The sequence below is a fragment of the Rhizobium sp. TH2 genome (assembly GCF_024707525.1).
Taxonomy (GTDB): domain Bacteria; phylum Pseudomonadota; class Alphaproteobacteria; order Rhizobiales; family Rhizobiaceae; genus Rhizobium_E.
The window spans coordinates 223,013-238,315 of the sequence record NZ_CP062232.1 but is presented as its reverse complement, the minus strand read 5'-3'; the positions used below and the strand labels follow the sequence as shown (position 1 = coordinate 238,315).

The following is a 15,303-nucleotide window of genomic DNA, read 5'->3' as shown; positions in this document are numbered from 1 at the left end:
GGAGAGATTTGTTTCCAGTATCAGTTTAAGGCGAAAATCACTTTTGAACTGGTACTATTATCCGATTCCCGCTCCTGAGCAACGAGTTTTTAGTTAACGGCTTTTAACCTTTGATGATCGCTTCTGAAAATCGGTTACCAAGCCGTTTTCTGAGGAGGGGAGGGCGGTTTGCGAGGCTAAGTGGGTTGACTAGGCCCACCGATGGCCGAAAAGCTGCTCCAGCGCCCTATTGAGACAATAGAGACGAACAACAGCCCTCCCGAAGTTAACGACGCGACGGTTCTTCTGTCGCGCGACAAGAACGAATGGCGCGTCAGGCGGAGGCGTAGCGTCGCCCAATATTCGTCTGAGGCAATCAGTAGGCCATGTCGGCAGGTAGAGCGATACGACCCTTGGCATCGGGAGCTTCCACTTCAAAATCTGCACTTTCGCCGGCACGACAGCGAATAAGTTCGAGCAGCCATCGCGTGACCGAAGCCGTCGGCTGGCCGAAGTCGGACGCTTCGGGCCCACGGCGCCAGCGCCGGATCACAATGCCTGTGGTGCCGGAACTCTCCGCAGCCAGTTGAAGCCGTCGTGATATCGCCATTGGCAACCGCGCGACTTCGCCGACGACAGCGCCAGACCGCAGCCCCTCCTCCATACAGGCGGGCAACGCCCTTTCATCGCCGGCCTCGACATAGATCACACGACCGGGCGGCAAGCGCTCATCAACGGAGTCAGTGCTCTTCGCGTTCGATCTTCTCCATTTCGACGGCCATGACCTCACGGGAACCGAGCTCTCCGTCCGTAGCACGAGCCGGCCAAGTCGCGAATATTGCCCCGATATCGGTCCTCGTCCCTTGGCCATCGGAGACAAAGCATTCAGAAGCGCATCAACCAGCTCGATAAGCCCCAGAGAGCCGTCAAGGCCCAACTGGGCAAACATGGGCGACAAGAGGACACGAGACGCAAAGTCTGATTGGCGCTGGTGCTGCATCACCTCAAGCATTCCCGCGAGGCGGAGTGCAGGCGGCGGCCGAGCGAATAGCTCGCGCGCAAGCTCCGCCCAGTGATCTCTTGAACCGTGGTGCGGGCGGGAGGGCAGGAGAGGGCGCTTTAGTCATTGAGGATGGAAGCTTAGGTGGGCCACGTCGTGCAGTCTTTGAAGGGCCGTCAAGCGGATGCCGCACTTGGCCGTCCGTGATCGCATCTGGTGCTGCAGCACCGCTCGCCATAGCAACAAAGCGCGAAAATGCAATAATGTCAAGTTTATAACATTTTTAAAAAGTTTTCAACAGGTAGAAATCAAATACTTACAAGGATGTTTATTGGATAATTTGGCGCTTGCTAGACGTTTTACATCTATTTTCGTCGGCGCATTTTCAACTGGATTTGTGCTCATCTTAATTTTTGGCGATAATGCTTGCAGTGATGCACTTCATACTGCATCACACTTTCACATCACCTCTCAAGGAGAATACCATGACTGAACTCATCCAATCCATCCTTTCCACCGAAGCCGCCGCCATCAGGCGCACGGCCGCCCAGGTTGAGGAGACTGTAGAGACCGAGCAGGTCAAGCAGTCAAAGGGAACGCGCCCGTTGAAGGGTAAGGCCACACCCAAGACGAAGAAAAAGGCACCAGCAAGAAAAGCAAAGCCACGGCCAAGGCTGAGCCCAAGGTGAAGTTGGTACGAGAGCCGCGCATCAAGCCGACACCGTTCGAACCGACTGATGAGCAGATCGCCCGGTTGGACGCAGTGCGGAAGTTGATCCGCAAGAATGGCGACAACATCTTTGCGATCGGGGCGGCCCTCATCCCGCTCCAGGAAAGTGTTCCGGAAAAGGCCTGGGCCAAGTTCCTCAAGCGCATCGGGCTCGCGGTCCGGACCGCATGGAACTACATGTCGGTTGCGCGACATCTGATGGACGACCGGCAGTCGCTGGTAGACGCGGATATCGGTCCGACTGCTCTCTATGTTTTGGCACGTGGGCCGCGGGCAATCGTCGAAGTCGTGCTCGAGGCCCATGGCCGCGGTGAACGCCTCGCGGTCGCAACGGTCCGCCGTCTGGTCGACGATGCGCTGGGCATCAAGCCCAAGCAGAAACCCGCCGCGCTCGACCAAGGTGGGATTGCCGGGATGCGCCGCGCCGCCGCCGCCAAGCTCACGGCGGACGCCGCCGAGCTGGTCAGGCTTGGCAAGGCGATGCTGGGCGTGGTCGCCGAGGCGTTGCGTTCAGCGGGTGAGGGCAAGCGGCTCAACAAGGGTGACCTGACGGCACGGCTGGTTTCAGACAGCCGCGAATCCCACCGTCTGGTCCGCTCCATCGCTGCCCCTCTGGAAGGGCCGAACAATGCGATCGCAGCACGGACCGGCTGGGGCAGGGCCCAGGCGCTCCTCGACCAGATGAGCACCGAAACGCGCTGGCCGTCCAAGGCAGAGCTTGAGGCTTGGCTGACCCACACGGTCGTGCCAACCCTGGAGTTTGTTGTCCACGGCAAGAACTCTACCCCGACCGATGAGATCGTTGTCGATACGACCGTCGTTGCAGAGGCAGCAGGGGACCAGCCGAATGTGGGGCCGGCCGTTGAAGCTGAGCCAGCAATCGACATCGATACGGTCGAACCGGCATCAGCTGAACAGCCCGATCCCGAGGAGCGTGCCGCCGCAATCTTCCAAGCACGCGACGCTGATGAGCCAATCGACGTTCCTGTCGTCGAAGGCGACTTCGAAAAGGAGCCGATGCGCATCGAGGTCGAGGCTCCGCCACTCGCCGCGATCACTCCGCCGCGCGTGAAGGTTCCCGCGTTTCTGACCGCGAAACTCTGATCCGATCGGCGATTTCTGAGATGACAGCTCCGCTCCGCGGGGCCGTTTTTTGTTGCCCATGCATGGAGTGGCGATCGGCTTAAAAGCACTGTCACGTCATGTCACGCAGCATTATTCCCGCGTCGGGCGTTAACCATGAACGCAGCGCCGTTCCTGGAACGTTCTTTTTGTGCTTGCCAGATCGGGCGCGAGCCCCCTATACCAGGAATGCGAGCAAGGGATGTTTCCTACTCGTATTCGCGGCCCCCGCCTGTGCTGGTAACACGGACGAGGGCCTGACCCGCAATCCTTCTCGCAAAGGACCACAGGCTATGGACAGCACTAGCTGCTTCGCTTCCCCCCTGGAAGCTCTCTTCTCCACATCTCCCGTCGAATTCGCCAACGCCGATCGCCCTGGCGATCTCGCTGACGTCTAAGCATCCCACCGATCGATTGGCTGCCTTTGGCGCGAGTGCGAGTGCACTCTTGCCATGAACGTTGATCGTCGCGCTGCGCGGAACTCAATCCGCGTCCGACGCCGATCGCAGCCTGTCCGTCATTGCCGACAGGAGAAAATCCATGAAGCCACCATTCTCAGCTGACGATCGGCCAAGCGCCGTTTCTGAAGCGAAGCTCACCAGCACCCCTCTCGACCAAGCGCTTTGCGTTCTGCTGAACGACGAGATCGCCCGAACTCTGTCGATCGAGACATTCGTCGAGATGCTGTCCACCGGCACGGCCGGGCTTGCCAGCCTTGCAAACGCCAAGGCGGTCGCCGAGGGGCGATTGCTGGAGAAGGCGATCGCCGTCATTGCAGCGAGCAATCCGGCGCTGAAAATTCTGACCCAGATTAGGTTGCCGATCCGCGACGCCGCGCTTGAACTTATCGAGCAAAATGACCCAGCCCTCTATAGCCATATCGCTATGGAGGCCAACGAGCGGACGCGCAGGACCTATACCGTCGATATCATTCTCGTCGACCTCGAGAAGCAGATCGCCTACCTCGTCGACGTCAAGCGGAGCCTCGCCTCGTTCGAGGCTGCCCGCATCGTCGAGCTGCGTCAGCGAATGCTGGCGGCAGCCTTGGTCACGGCGGACATCCTTTGGCGAGAACACAAGCGGCTCTCGGTCAGGGAGGTGCGTGTCGTTATTCTCGAAGCATCAGGTCGGCGGACCGACTACGACCATGGCGTCTGGGCCTTCGACGCGCTCGATCATCTGGTCGGCGTCACGGGTGCCGCGGCAATGATTGATCGGTTGCGGTCTGCCTTCGCGACGCGGGTGGAAGCAAACCTCGAACAGGCGCTCGATCGGGTCGTGGCGACGCGCATCGCGTCGCGCAGTGCTAGCGAGCGCTCCGATTACCTCGACCCACGGGACCGTCGCCAGCGTTCCGGCAACGACGGCGAAGAGGGCTGCGGTGGGACTATTACAGACCCGCAAGCCCAATCATGCACACCTGCGATCGGCATCGCGCCGAGGCCGCCCGTCCACTGACGAGGACCGCGTCGACGCGTACCACCCTGATCCCATCAATCCGACAACTGAACTGTGCCGGCGATTTGCGCTGGCCGAGAGAGGTTCCAATGGCTGACATCATTTCCTTTCCCCTTGATCGCCTCCGGAGCGATCCCCGATCAGCTCCGACCGATCCGGCGAGCGCAATCCCCAATCCTGCACCGAGCACAACGGGACGACTGCTGACGCCATCGACGGACGACAGCGTCGCACTTGCGATCGCGATCTGTGCCACGCGCCCACCGGCGCCGCTCTCGGCACTGCCGGACACCGCCTGGGTCATCGGGACGGCGCTCAGGTGGATCAATCGGCGCGGCAAAAGCCGCAAAGCTGTTCCAAAGCTCGTCCTGGGTCTGCTCGACCGTCACGTTGCCGCAGGCGATCCCGCCGCCGAAATGTTTGACCGCTGGCTGGACGGCCACGCCTTGCCCGAGTCGACCGCGCGTGACGTCGAGCTGCACGCCGGCCTCACGAGCGAAGCCGATGCCGTCGGCGATGCCGGGGGAGGGGAATAAGATGGGCACGATCACCGATCGCATTTCGCGCTACCTGCTCAATCGGCTGCGTCGTCAGGCCATCGCCGAAGTTTACGACATGGCCGAGGAAGCGGGACTGCTCGAGAGCAGATTCATCATCGACGGAGAAGAAAACTCAGGTGTCGTTTGGCGGGCCACCGCGAAGGCGCGCGAACTCATGACAGGCGCTCCCAGCCGGGACCGCGCAATCGTTGCCCGGCATCTTCGTGCTCATGGCTGCAACACGGCGCTGGTCGTGCCTTCCGACAGGATCGATCCCTACACAGTGCGCTCGGTTCATACGGAGTCCGACAGGGCAGGGGAGGGGCCAAGCGTAACCCCCGGCGACAGTCAGCGTCTCGCCGAGCAGGGCATGATCGCTGACGATCTCGACATCCTTAGACTCATCAGGGAATTCGCGCCGCGTCCCGCAGTCGCCGACGCGGCGTTGGCATTGTTGCTGGCCCGTGCGGTCGGCGAATCCATCCCGCGGCTCGAGCTGCTGCTCGCAGTCCTGCGCCAACCGAACCCGTTCATGGTCGTCAAAATTCCCCTGGCAAGATTCGAGCGACATTTCGATCGTCAACTTGAGCGTGGAAAAATCCTGCCCATGAAAATCAACACTATCGAAGGGTTCACGTCGTTCTTGCCCGAGGGAACGCTGCGCAGTTCACGGCGTCACAAATTTTCCGTCGCGACATTCTCGGGAACGGAGATGGCGGAGAAGTCTGCGTCCTTCATTTCTAAGTCGCTTACGCTTGCAGCCATGTCGCCAAGGCTCCCTACGGTGATCATCGATGAAACCGACGCCGAACTACATCCGATGGCGGCCGGCACCGATCTCGTCATCCGTGGCTCGGGCATCGACGACGCCGTGCTGATCGAGCTTATGGACCTCTGCTGCGGAGTTCAGCCTTCGGATGCCTGGGAGGTCATCAAGTCGTCCGCTATCAATCTTGCGAGAGTTGGTCTCGATGACCTGACCCGCCCGGCAGGACCACGCCTCAGATGCTTGCCGTGTTGCAAACACTCGGCCAGCTAAAGCGCGAGGAGAAGCAGGACGAAGAGGACAAGGCCGGCGAGACGAAATCCAAGTCAAAGACTGGCGGGGGCAAGAAGGCTGCGGGTCCAAGCTTCGAGCGCATCGAAACCGTTGCGGCGAGAGAAGGGGAGGGTACATCGGCATCTGATGTTGCCGTCCTTCGCGTTGAGACTCTTTCCGGCTATGGCCTGGCGAAAGACTGGGCATTAGACCTCCGTACCGATCTGCCGCTTTGGTCGAAGGGTGATGTTGCGTGGTCGGACATGAGCACCAGGCTACTGTTGTCCGGTCCCCCCGGAACTGGGAAAACGACCTTCGCGAGGGCGCTCTGCAATACCCTTCAACTTCCCTTGCTTGCCACCTCCGTAGGCCGATGGCTGGAGTCCAGCTATCTTGGCGATGTGCTCAGTTCGATGGCAGGCACATTCGAGGCGGCAAAAGCAGCTGCCCCTTGCGTTCTGTTCATCGATGAAGCCGACAACATCGGTCGTCGATCGAGCTCATCGCGAGATTTTGGGGACTATTGGAACTCGATCGTCAACCGCATGCTGGAGCTCCTCGACGGCGCTTCGAAGACGGACGGCGTGATCATTGTCGCGGCGACGAACTCGCCGGAAAAGATCGATCCTGCGCTGCTGCGCTCAGGACGTCTCGAGCGTCACATCGTCATTCCACCGCCGGACCGGGAGGCGTTGACCGGCATCTTGAGGCACCATCTTGGCAGCGATGTCACGACCGTTCTCGCGACCCGTCCTGCAACGTCAGCGGGCGCGACGGAGGAGAACGCGGCCTGGGCCAAGATCACACCCGCCGCCATGGCAGGAGCCAAGCCAGTCCACCACAAAAAGCAGGGGCCACAGGCATGACCATCGGACAACACCATAATGGTCGCGGACAAGCTCGCGACGACGATCTCTCAGCGCTGGCGCTGCTCGCCGACGGTCTGACCGGGGCCGATATCGAGCGGCTCGTCAGGGAGGTCCGGGGGCGTTGCCGCCGCGGAAGGGAGCCGATGACTTGGGACAACCTGGCGGAGGCCTTGCGTGGAGTCCGACCAGCACCTCCTGCCCAGCTCATGTTGCCGATTGCCATCCACGAGATCGGTCATGCGCTAGCCTACGAACTGTTCGGCATTGGACAAGTCGAGAGCGTGCAGATCGGTGGCGAAACTGGGGGTCGGACGCGCGTGACGATGCACACCGAGCGGGTCCAGGACGAGGTCGGGATCATGGGAATGATCTCCTGCCTGCTTGCGGGCCGCGCGGCCGAGCAACTGGTCATCGGCAGCACGATGATCGGCTCCGGCGGCGTGGAGGAAAGCGATCTCGGACGCGCGACTCGGCTCGCGGTCGAGCTTGAAACTGCTTGCGGACTCGGAGAAGACATGCCGCTCGTCTATCGGCCGCCCGCAAACCCCGGCGAGGCACTGCTCTATCAGCCATTGCTGGCACGACGGGTCGATGCGCGGTTGACGCGCGCGGCAAAGGAGGTCGAGGCCGAGCTTCGTCGGCATCTGACCTTGCTGTCGCGGTTGGCTGGCCTCCTCGTCGAGCGCACCATCATCGGCGGAGACGAGGTCCGGCGGGAGATCGAAAATTCCGCGTCAGACAGATAGTTTATGAGCAAGTCAGGGCAGGGTGCCTGCACCTTGTCTCGATGTGGCGGCAAATCGGCTTACATCGAGAGGATGTGCTGGCAAGGCGCCCTGATTTGCCGACAATGCAAGTCAATTTACCATGATACGATTCATGGTTTCAGAGACGCGATTCATAGCCCGGCTTCGGCGTTACCTGCTGCGAATTCGCGATTCTTGGTCTTGGCCACGGCGGGGAAGGCGGCCACCCAGAGCCTGTTGGGCTAGATTTGGGAGGCGCGAGAGCCAACTTGAAATCACCCGCCGATGATGGATCACGCTGAGCGGACGCAACCCTGCCGGAGTGCCATGCCAATGGCTTTCAGCCGGCTGCGAAGTCAACGCGTTCGCTGGGGTGAATGCCATGCAGGACCCAAGGTTTGCCCGGCGTACGGGCAGGTCACGTCGATTTGCTTGCACCTCAAGTCAATTTACCATGATCCGATTTTGAACTGGGAAACCGCGATTCCTGACATTGGATTCGAGTTACCTACAAGACGAATGGCGATTCATTAGATAACGACGTTTGCGCTTCGCGGTTTGGTCAGCTGTCGTGACATGACTGCAAACGATGACAGGAGTAGGGATGGGCAGAAAATCTCAGGAGCAGCGACTGGCCGAGCAAGCGGAACGTCAGAAGGAGCAGCGGGACAAGGACCGGGAGGCCGCCAAGCCAAGCCGCGACGACGTCGCGCGTATGACCCTCTGGTGGATGATCAGCAACGCCTGGCGCAGGGACCCGGAGGCGCGAGAATGGCTAAGTGATGCGCGGGATGAGCTGACCGATCTCTTGGTGGCTCAAGGCTTCGATGCGCAGGCCTGTGGCGACGAGATCGAGCGGCTCTATGTCGAGTACCGTACGGATACGCCGCCGTTTCGGATCAAGAGACATCTGAAGCGCAATCAGCCACCCGAGGACCTCAACTTCTAGGTCGATGCTCGATCTCATCGACGCCGCCCATGGATGTCCGCCACCCCTGGTTCGTTGCTCGATGTCTGGACCTTTCACCGTCTTCCGAACCAAAGCCGTTGCAAACGGCGTTATCAATTACCCGCTATCTCCCCCCATTACTCCTTATAACGGCGTTTGCACTGGAATCAGATCTTTCGTCTTATGAATCGCATTTTCCCGCCCATCAATGGCGGCTCAGCAAGACCTCAGCAGAACGGGAAAGACCCCGAAGGCGAACAAATGCGGAATTATGTAGCAAATGCCACAGGCTTCTGCGTCAACTAATTGATGCAATCCTAATCTCGTAACGGTGCGTCGATTAGTTGACGCGGAACTGCCGGTGTCGATGCCAGGTCACGATCCCGGAAATGCCGTAACCGCTGCCGCCGCTATCGCATCCTGCGGGACCGAGGGGGTGGAACCTCGAATTCGGCATCAGCAAAAAGGTTTGGGAATAGCCTCTCCCGGTAGTCGAGCGGGAATGCGATGCGGACGGGAGTTTTCGCCGATCTCGACTTGAGAAAGCCCGCGTGCACAAGGTCTTGCACCGTTTTGCGCGCCGTACGGTCACTCGTTTTGGTCACCAGATTGATTTCTCCACGCTCCATTTCGCCGTGCCGCAACACAGCGGAAACTACGTCCGGGGCGCGCTTATCGTCGATCACATCTGTCACGAGTTTTCGGTAGCGGCTTTCCAGAGTATTCAAAGCGAATAGAGCAGAAGAGAACCTGATCTGATCAAGCGCCACCTCCAGAAACCACTCACAGTAATCGGTCAGCGCCTTGGCAGACAGGTTTCCTCTGCCATCACGGTCTCCCATGCGCGGCTGGTCCGCATAATCCATCATTCTCTTATATTCGCCTTTGTCCTCCCGGCCGCGTGCGAGTCCACGGGAAATCGACCACAAACCCTTTCCTCCAATGCCCGCGTCCAACGCCATCGCGTGTGACATCAGGCGGCTGACCCGGCCGTTCCCGTCGGGAAAGGGGTGAATGTAATTTAACCGATGATGAGCCGCCGCGATCGCGATTATCCTATTGGTGGCTCCGGAACGTGCCTGCCTGTATCTCCATGAGAAATGATCCATGAATGCGGCGACGCGGGTTGATGAAGGCGGATGATGTCGGCCGACCACGACATCTTGGCCGTTGTCGGTCCTGAATTCTCCCGGGATGATCGGGATGGTATATCCGCCGGGGTGCTCCAGGATTTTGAATTCATCCGGCATCTCCTCGTAGAACCTCCGGTGGACCCACGAGATAAAGTCAACGTCCGTCGGAACAGGTAGCTCCCTAGCCAAATGCAGTCCATCGATCTCGCGCTGGACGATGACGTGTGCCTTCGCTTCCAACGCAAGCGGGCGCGTAGCGTCTTCGAGTTCTGCGCCCGCCAAGGCGTTCTCGATATCCTTTGGCCTGGTGTTGTGTCCTTCGATCAGATTTGAGTAATAGCAGTTCATGACCCGAACCATGTCGGCCAATTCCATCGCCGCGTCATCGTTCAACCCAAGCCCCAATCCTGACGCCGCCTCTCGAATGTCAACCACAAGGTCGGCAAGGGATTGTGGGATGCTATCCTCAAAGAAGCAAGGCTCTATGCGTGTAGGCACTTCTTCCATAAATTTCCGATCTCAAAGTCCAAAAAAGATTTTTAAACATAGTCGGTTAATGCGATTCTTTCAATGAAATTTCCGATCATCGCTTCCGATCTTGCCTCAGCCCGCATTGCGGATTTTTCCGATCTACGCCATAGAAAAACGTTTTCAAGAATAGATAGTTAGGAAAGATTTCGTGCGAAATTTCCGATAATTGCTTCCGATCTCGTGAAATTTGACCGCAAGGTCGGCGCGAGCTTACTCAAGCCAAGGGAGAGTATGAAGAGATGCTTTCCGCTCGCTCTTCCTCTTCGGCGATCAAACGACCTTTGTCTTATCTCAGGCTCCGCTGGGCATTTACTGCATATCTCCGAACAAAGGAGCATCCAGTGGCTCAACAGAGGGCGCGAAATGATGGCGTTACATTGCGTCGAAAGCGAGGGCAGTTGCAGGTTCTGCGCGGTGAGCCCTCCAGGAGTTCCCAGAGCCTGGAGAAGGCCAAGGATGCGGCGCGGTCTTACGCCGAGATGGTGCTGCGGTCGGGCGAGGACGCTTCGATCGGATCGGCAACCTCTGCATCCATCTTTGACGCCCGTAGATTCCGGCCGCAGTCCAGTGAGGGCGCCAAAGGTCACTAGCTTGCTACGCGGAAATAATTTCCGCGTTCTGAGCATCGAACCGCAGGCTGTACGGCCGGCGATCGACATAGCCACGCCGGCGTTTCTGTCTCTCCCATCGAAGCAACTCCGCCTGTGCCTCGCCGTCGGTGGAGAATGCGAGGACCTTCGTCTGGCCACAAGTCCCGATACGGCCCCAACTCCGGAGCGCGAGAACCGCGCCCAATAGATCGCGCTCCAGTTCTAGCCGGTAGAAGCGACACATGTTTCGACGTGGGTCGCGGCGTTCGAGTTCGACGATTTGCGGCAGATGTTTCATGAGACGGACTATCTCAAGACAAGCTGCCCGGGTCCAATTGCAGTTTTGAATCGAACCCACTCGACCGATTCATAAGCTTGATGAATGATGGCGAGGTGTTCGACGGGCGGCGGAAGTCGGCCGACCCAGTGATTGCCCGATCGAACATTGAATTTGATTCAAATACTATCGAAGATTTGGTCAAGTATTGATGGAAATCACCATTCTTTCATATTGGACATCTCGCTTTGAAGATTTCTGAAAATTATTTTGGCTTTAAACTTGAATTCTACAATTTGGCGGTTAGCTGAGTGAAGAGGTGAGGAATACCTCTGATGGTTGACGCGTTCCGGATTCGAAATCATGCCTAGCATTCAGCTGCCTACTCCAATCTTCAAAAGCTTGTTCGACAATCAAGCCAAAGCCGTGGTCGGCCACCTCACTACGAACACGAGGTGCGTGGAAATGGAGGTCCTCAGTGACGCCGACGCACCGCTTGCGGTTTCGTGGACGGACGATGAGTTTGAGCATTTCATCCGGCGCGAGCATGCCACCGGCATGTTCTGGCGTCGAATCTCAGATCCGCTGGACAATCTCAACCTGACGATCTCCAGAATGTGGAGGGAGGACCTCTTTGATTTTCGCGATCTGTGTCTCGAACTCGGCGGAATTCATAGCGACCTGAACGACGAACAGCCAGTCGATCCTACACCCCGCTGGCGTCTTCCAAAGCCTTCGAAGCGGGACAAGAAGCTTCAGGACAACGATCCGTCTTTAAGCCTTCAGAACGAGGTCATCGATCTCCACATGGCGAACCACCGCATCATCGCCGGTGAAATCTATGAGGCGGTGCCGGAGCCGGTCGCGATCGTCAGGCGCTCGAACCCGACGCCCGTTGCCGAAATCATCGATGTGGAGTTCACCTTCGAGGACACGGTCATGGTCTACTCACTCCGGGACTGGGATCGGGCGCAGGACCTCATTGATCGGCTAGGCATCAAAGAGGTTCACAACCCGGTGGAGTTTGAACTCGATATGCTCGATCGAACGTCGTTCGGGCCTCCGGACGTCAAATATCAGCAGGCTGCTTTTCTTCGAGAATTCGCAGACAACTACGACCAGCACTTGTTGGCTGAGAAGCGCGGGGCTGCCGGCACCCTCGCCTCGTTTGACGACAAGGACAAGGCATGGCTCAGGATGTGCGCAACTTCCCTTCAAGGGCTGGATGACGGGTTCCTGGATCCCGAGTATGTGGGGCCGTCGGTGCGCGCCTTTCTATCAGGTGAGATTGGATCTGGCCTGACATCCCTTATTGCTTCGTGGCGACAGTTCGATGTGGTGACGGACGCCCTGAGAGAGCAACTTAAATCTGCGGAGCAGGCGTAAACATGGCACTCACCTTGCGCGTTCAAATCCCTGTCGCGACGATCGCCGTCCCGCCGGCTGCCAACGAGCGGAAGGTTATGGTGGGCCATTTCGAGGATTCACTCGTCTGCTATGAAGCCGACAAAGACGACACGCGCCTTGTGGCACGCTTAGTTTTAACCGGGGAACAACAGCCCCTTGAGGTACGGAAGCTGGAAAATCAGTTCCTTCTGGAGATCGCGGGCGCCGATTTGAATGCGCGCAGCGTCCCCTTCGAACGCCATGCTGCGTCGAACCTGTTTCTGGACGGCAGCGTCCACACCATGTTCCGAGAAGTGTTTGAATCTCTGGGAGAGAGTTTAGAGAGCCTCTCTGAAAAATGGAACAGTTTGCCAGGCAAGCCCCTCTCGAATCTGCGACGAATGAGATTGAGAGATATCGACGAGGCTCTCGCTAAGGCCCAGGCCGACAACTGGCAGGATTACCTAAAGCCCCCGGTTCTAATCGACGGACGCCTGTTTCGGCCATGCGACGAGCCGTTCGTCGAACTCGCTCTCGAGGACTATCGGTCCTGTTGCAGCCTCTTCGTGGATCGAGATTGGTGCTCGCACGAAACCTATGCGGTCTACAGTCTTCGAGAAGTCGATGCCGTGAAGCCGATGGCGGCATGGCTCCGGCGATATTTTGAAGGCACAAGGCTCAGACGGGATTTCAAGATCGTCTGGATGGACAACGATCCGGGGACCTTTAGCGTCAACTTTATCTACCGTCGATTTGGAATGTGGGGCGAAGAAGTATCGCGTCTCCTTAGCTGGAAACTTTCGACTGCCGCCGTCAAATTCGCCGCCGGATTGACACCAGCCCATCAGTCAGCGCTCTTGGAAATCGATCGCGCCGTGCGATCCACCCAGATTTGGACGAACCCGAATGGCACGGACGTCGTGCTGTCAGCGGTAGACACTTTACGGCATGATCCCTATTTTGAGCTCCACAGGTTTCGTCATGTCGCAGACAGGGCTGATATCCTGATCGAAGAATTGGATGGTGCGCCTGTGGAAATGTCGTTTGGTCCTCGCGCCATGGGCATAGGCTAAGCTGGTTACCTTCTACGCGACCGCGTGCTCGCGAGCAGCTGCCGGCGAGAAACGTGTGCGGCGTAAGACTAATTATGGACTTTCCCGCATAAGTGGTTTCGTATCGTCATTTCGGGAGTCCCGAGCATAACGACTGGCCAACGCGGACGCGGGCAGGCAACGATCTTCGCGGTAGCCGCCGGATCTTTGCCCGCCGCGCTATTACTTCTGGGCGATCTGCGTGTTCAAGGCCTGGACAAAGGCTGTGCCGAACGCCGCGTCGGACATCGGTTGTTGGCCGGTGATCAGTTCGCGATCGACCACGACGTTGCTGGTCCAGGGTGCCGACGCGTTCTGCACAATTGCCCCCGCCGAGGCCAGCGCCTCATCAGGGTAGAACACGACATAGCCGCCCAGTTGCACATCACCTTCGACCTGCTTTTCCTCAGCGGCAGAGAACGCTGTCAGACGATAACCGGCATAAGGCCAACCTTGGCTGAGCGATTGCAGCTGAGTGCCGTCGTTCGCACCGAGCGCGAGACGATAAGCGTGGGGGTCGGGTAGCGTGGACAAAAGCGCCACTGGGCCATGGCAAATAATGCCCGTCGGTCGGCTGGCGTCATGAAATGCGCGCAGTATCTGTCCGAGCGATCGATCCTGAACCAGGTCCTGCATCGGCGCATGTACTGAAGATCGACCGGTCCTTTGTGAAGAAAATGATGACAGAGATCCATTACATGACGTTGGTGAACAATATTATCCAACTGGCCCATGGACTCGACTTGAAGGTGGTCGCGGAAGGCGTTGAGACTAAGGAGGAGGCTCAATTGCTTAAACTTTTACGATGCGAACATGCGCAAGGCTATTTGTATAGCAAGCCCGTGAATGCCGAGGCCTTCCCTTTCACGCAGTGGCATTGACCACTGTGCCCGCACGGTCGATGACACGGGTAGAGCGAGCTGGGGTTCTGTCCGGCGGCGTTAGCAGCAGCCGGGCTATTGATATTCCGCACCTACCCTTTTTGACAGGGTTCGAACCTGTGACCTTTAGAGTCGGAATTGGTCATATATTATCGCAAGATAACATACGAAATCCGTTGTGCTACCATCCATGACGACTGGGTAAAATGAGATCAGCTCAGACTTGAAATTTCCAACACGACGGGTCTTTGCTGTCGGAACTTGGCCTATCAAGAATCGTCCCACTCAATTCACCGCAGGCGATCCAGGACTCTCATAATCATCTTCAAAACTGCGAGGGGCTCACCCCGAACCGTCCGCGGAACTTACGGGAAAAATGCGACAGGCTCTTGAAGCCCCACCGATAGGATATTTCAGAAACGCTGTCGCCGAATTGGTTGCGCCGTAGAAGGTCCAGCCGGGCCCCCTCCAGGCGTTTGCTCTGAATATGCTCCATGAGCGAGAGCGGTTCGGCCTGGAACAGTCGGTTCAGTTGCCGCAGGCCGATACCCGTCGCATCGGCTATCGCGGAGGGACAGAGGTCGGGATCGCCGAGATTCTCGGCGATATGCCTGCGGACGCGTTGCAGCATCTGGGCATGGTAAGTTGAAAGCGTGCTGCCATTGACGAGGGAATGCGCGGCATCCATGACATCCCAGAACTGGCTTTCGATCGTCGCATTGAGATTTTGTGTCTCCCAACTGGCCGCCTGGGCCGTCCGGAACACGTTCTGCAACGCCGTAGGAACGATCCGCGCCGGGTTAGACGCGCCGGCGAAATGGATCGTCTCCCCGCAGGCTCCAGTTTCCGAACCGCGCTCGAAAATCTTCTCCCGATATCTCGAACATCACCTGTCGCGCAGTGCTCGGAAACAATCATGGTCAGAAAGGCACTATCCTTTTCGTGCTGGCGCAGCAGGAAAGGTGTCCGCTCGATGAGATGCT

17 protein-coding genes are annotated in these 15,303 nt (G+C 58.3%); 12 read left to right on the top strand and 5 right to left on the bottom strand.

The window, feature by feature from the left end:
* Positions 1–355: 355 nt before the first annotated feature.
* Positions 356–982 carry an ImuA family protein gene (locus IHQ71_RS29975; protein ID WP_258163135.1) on the bottom strand — a complete coding sequence of 209 codons (627 nt, stop codon included), beginning with the start codon at positions 980–982 and terminating at the stop codon, positions 356–358.
* Between the two features lie 190 nt (positions 983–1,172).
* Here IHQ71_RS29975 and IHQ71_RS29970 point away from each other — a divergent pair, with 190 nt between their 5' ends.
* The 9 genes from IHQ71_RS29970 to IHQ71_RS29930 all read left to right on the top strand — a co-directional run bounded on the left by IHQ71_RS29970 (position 1,173) and on the right by IHQ71_RS29930 (position 8,431).
* Positions 1,173–1,472, top strand: coding sequence for a hypothetical protein (locus tag IHQ71_RS29970; RefSeq protein ID WP_258163134.1), 300 nt, complete (start codon positions 1,173–1,175; stop codon positions 1,470–1,472).
* The gene (locus tag IHQ71_RS29965; protein ID WP_258163133.1) at positions 1,465–1,668 is read left to right on the top strand and encodes a hypothetical protein; all 204 of its coding nucleotides are present in this window, start codon (positions 1,465–1,467) and stop codon (positions 1,666–1,668) included. Before IHQ71_RS29970 ends, IHQ71_RS29965 begins: the two co-directional genes overlap by 8 nt.
* Complete coding sequence (locus IHQ71_RS29960) at positions 1,665–2,813, top strand: hypothetical protein (protein ID WP_258163132.1); 1,149 nt, start codon at positions 1,665–1,667, stop codon at positions 2,811–2,813. The genes IHQ71_RS29965 and IHQ71_RS29960 overlap by 4 nt, the downstream gene beginning before the upstream one ends.
* 477 nt (positions 2,814–3,290) lie before the next feature.
* Positions 3,291–4,289 (top strand): hypothetical protein, encoded by a 999-nt coding sequence (locus IHQ71_RS29955; RefSeq protein ID WP_258163131.1) that lies wholly within the window; start codon positions 3,291–3,293, stop codon positions 4,287–4,289.
* Positions 4,290–4,378: 89 nt separating this feature from the next.
* A complete protein-coding gene (locus IHQ71_RS29950; RefSeq protein ID WP_258163130.1) occupies positions 4,379–4,825 on the top strand; it encodes a hypothetical protein in 447 nt (148 codons plus the stop codon).
* Position 4,826: 1 nt separating this feature from the next.
* Positions 4,827–5,867 (top strand): hypothetical protein, encoded by a 1,041-nt coding sequence (locus IHQ71_RS29945; RefSeq protein WP_258163129.1) that lies wholly within the window; start codon positions 4,827–4,829, stop codon positions 5,865–5,867.
* Positions 5,834–6,733, top strand: a complete 900-nt coding sequence (locus tag IHQ71_RS29940) for an ATP-binding protein (protein WP_258163128.1) — start codon at positions 5,834–5,836, stop codon at positions 6,731–6,733. Before IHQ71_RS29945 ends, IHQ71_RS29940 begins: the two co-directional genes overlap by 34 nt.
* Complete coding sequence (locus tag IHQ71_RS29935) at positions 6,730–7,482, top strand: ATP-dependent Zn protease (protein ID WP_258163127.1); 753 nt, start codon at positions 6,730–6,732, stop codon at positions 7,480–7,482. Before IHQ71_RS29940 ends, IHQ71_RS29935 begins: the two co-directional genes overlap by 4 nt.
* A 604-nt stretch (positions 7,483–8,086) precedes the next feature.
* Positions 8,087–8,431: a hypothetical protein gene (locus IHQ71_RS29930; protein ID WP_258163126.1), complete on the top strand. Its 345-nt coding sequence runs from the start codon at positions 8,087–8,089 to the stop codon at positions 8,429–8,431.
* Positions 8,432–8,841: 410 nt separating this feature from the next.
* Here IHQ71_RS29930 and IHQ71_RS29925 read toward each other — a convergent pair whose 3' ends face one another.
* Positions 8,842–10,071: a Fic family protein gene (locus IHQ71_RS29925; protein ID WP_258163125.1), complete on the bottom strand. Its 1,230-nt coding sequence runs from the start codon at positions 10,069–10,071 to the stop codon at positions 8,842–8,844.
* 618 nt (positions 10,072–10,689) lie between these two features.
* Positions 10,690–10,983: a WGR domain-containing protein gene (locus tag IHQ71_RS29920; protein ID WP_258163124.1), complete on the bottom strand. Its 294-nt coding sequence runs from the start codon at positions 10,981–10,983 to the stop codon at positions 10,690–10,692.
* A gap of 342 nt (positions 10,984–11,325) precedes the next feature.
* Here IHQ71_RS29920 and IHQ71_RS29915 point away from each other — a divergent pair, with 342 nt between their 5' ends.
* Both IHQ71_RS29915 and IHQ71_RS29910 read left to right on the top strand, forming a co-directional pair.
* Positions 11,326–12,348, top strand: coding sequence for a hypothetical protein (locus tag IHQ71_RS29915; protein ID WP_258163123.1), 1,023 nt, complete (start codon positions 11,326–11,328; stop codon positions 12,346–12,348).
* Positions 12,349–12,350: 2 nt separating this feature from the next.
* A complete protein-coding gene (locus tag IHQ71_RS29910; RefSeq protein ID WP_258163122.1) occupies positions 12,351–13,421 on the top strand; it encodes a hypothetical protein in 1,071 nt (356 codons plus the stop codon).
* 201 nt (positions 13,422–13,622) lie between these two features.
* Here the strand turns inward: IHQ71_RS29910 and IHQ71_RS29905 are convergent, their stop codons facing one another.
* On the bottom strand, positions 13,623–14,075 hold the full coding sequence (locus IHQ71_RS29905; protein ID WP_258163121.1) for a hypothetical protein: 453 nt from the start codon (positions 14,073–14,075) through the stop codon (positions 13,623–13,625).
* Between IHQ71_RS29905 and IHQ71_RS31960 the strand changes: the two genes are divergently transcribed.
* Positions 14,027–14,320 (top strand): EAL domain-containing protein, encoded by a 294-nt coding sequence (locus IHQ71_RS31960; RefSeq protein WP_308737981.1) that lies wholly within the window; start codon positions 14,027–14,029, stop codon positions 14,318–14,320. The two genes, IHQ71_RS29905 and IHQ71_RS31960, sit on opposite strands and share 49 nt — an antisense overlap.
* Positions 14,321–14,645: 325 nt before the next feature.
* Here IHQ71_RS31960 and IHQ71_RS29895 read toward each other — a convergent pair whose 3' ends face one another.
* A complete protein-coding gene (locus tag IHQ71_RS29895; RefSeq protein WP_258163230.1) occupies positions 14,646–15,086 on the bottom strand; it encodes a helix-turn-helix domain-containing protein in 441 nt (146 codons plus the stop codon).
* Between the last annotated feature and the right edge of the window lie 217 nt (positions 15,087–15,303).

Coding starts and splice junctions, on each gene's coding strand:
- IHQ71_RS29965 (WP_258163133.1), top strand. CDS start 1,465: ATGACTGAACTCATCCAATCCATCCTTTCCACCGAAGCCGCCGCCATC.
- IHQ71_RS29950 (WP_258163130.1), top strand. CDS start 4,379: ATGGCTGACATCATTTCCTTTCCCCTTGATCGCCTCCGGAGCGATCCC.
- IHQ71_RS29945 (WP_258163129.1), top strand. CDS start 4,827: ATGGGCACGATCACCGATCGCATTTCGCGCTACCTGCTCAATCGGCTG.
- IHQ71_RS29940 (WP_258163128.1), top strand. CDS start 5,834: ATGCTTGCCGTGTTGCAAACACTCGGCCAGCTAAAGCGCGAGGAGAAG.
- IHQ71_RS29935 (WP_258163127.1), top strand. CDS start 6,730: ATGACCATCGGACAACACCATAATGGTCGCGGACAAGCTCGCGACGAC.
- IHQ71_RS29930 (WP_258163126.1), top strand. CDS start 8,087: ATGGGCAGAAAATCTCAGGAGCAGCGACTGGCCGAGCAAGCGGAACGT.
- IHQ71_RS29925 (WP_258163125.1), bottom strand. CDS start 10,071: ATGGAAGAAGTGCCTACACGCATAGAGCCTTGCTTCTTTGAGGATAGC.
- IHQ71_RS29920 (WP_258163124.1), bottom strand. CDS start 10,983: ATGAAACATCTGCCGCAAATCGTCGAACTCGAACGCCGCGACCCACGT.
- IHQ71_RS29915 (WP_258163123.1), top strand. CDS start 11,326: ATGCCTAGCATTCAGCTGCCTACTCCAATCTTCAAAAGCTTGTTCGAC.
- IHQ71_RS29910 (WP_258163122.1), top strand. CDS start 12,351: ATGGCACTCACCTTGCGCGTTCAAATCCCTGTCGCGACGATCGCCGTC.
- IHQ71_RS31960 (WP_308737981.1), top strand. CDS start 14,027: ATGCGCGCAGTATCTGTCCGAGCGATCGATCCTGAACCAGGTCCTGCA.
- IHQ71_RS29905 (WP_258163121.1), bottom strand. CDS start 14,075: ATGCAGGACCTGGTTCAGGATCGATCGCTCGGACAGATACTGCGCGCA.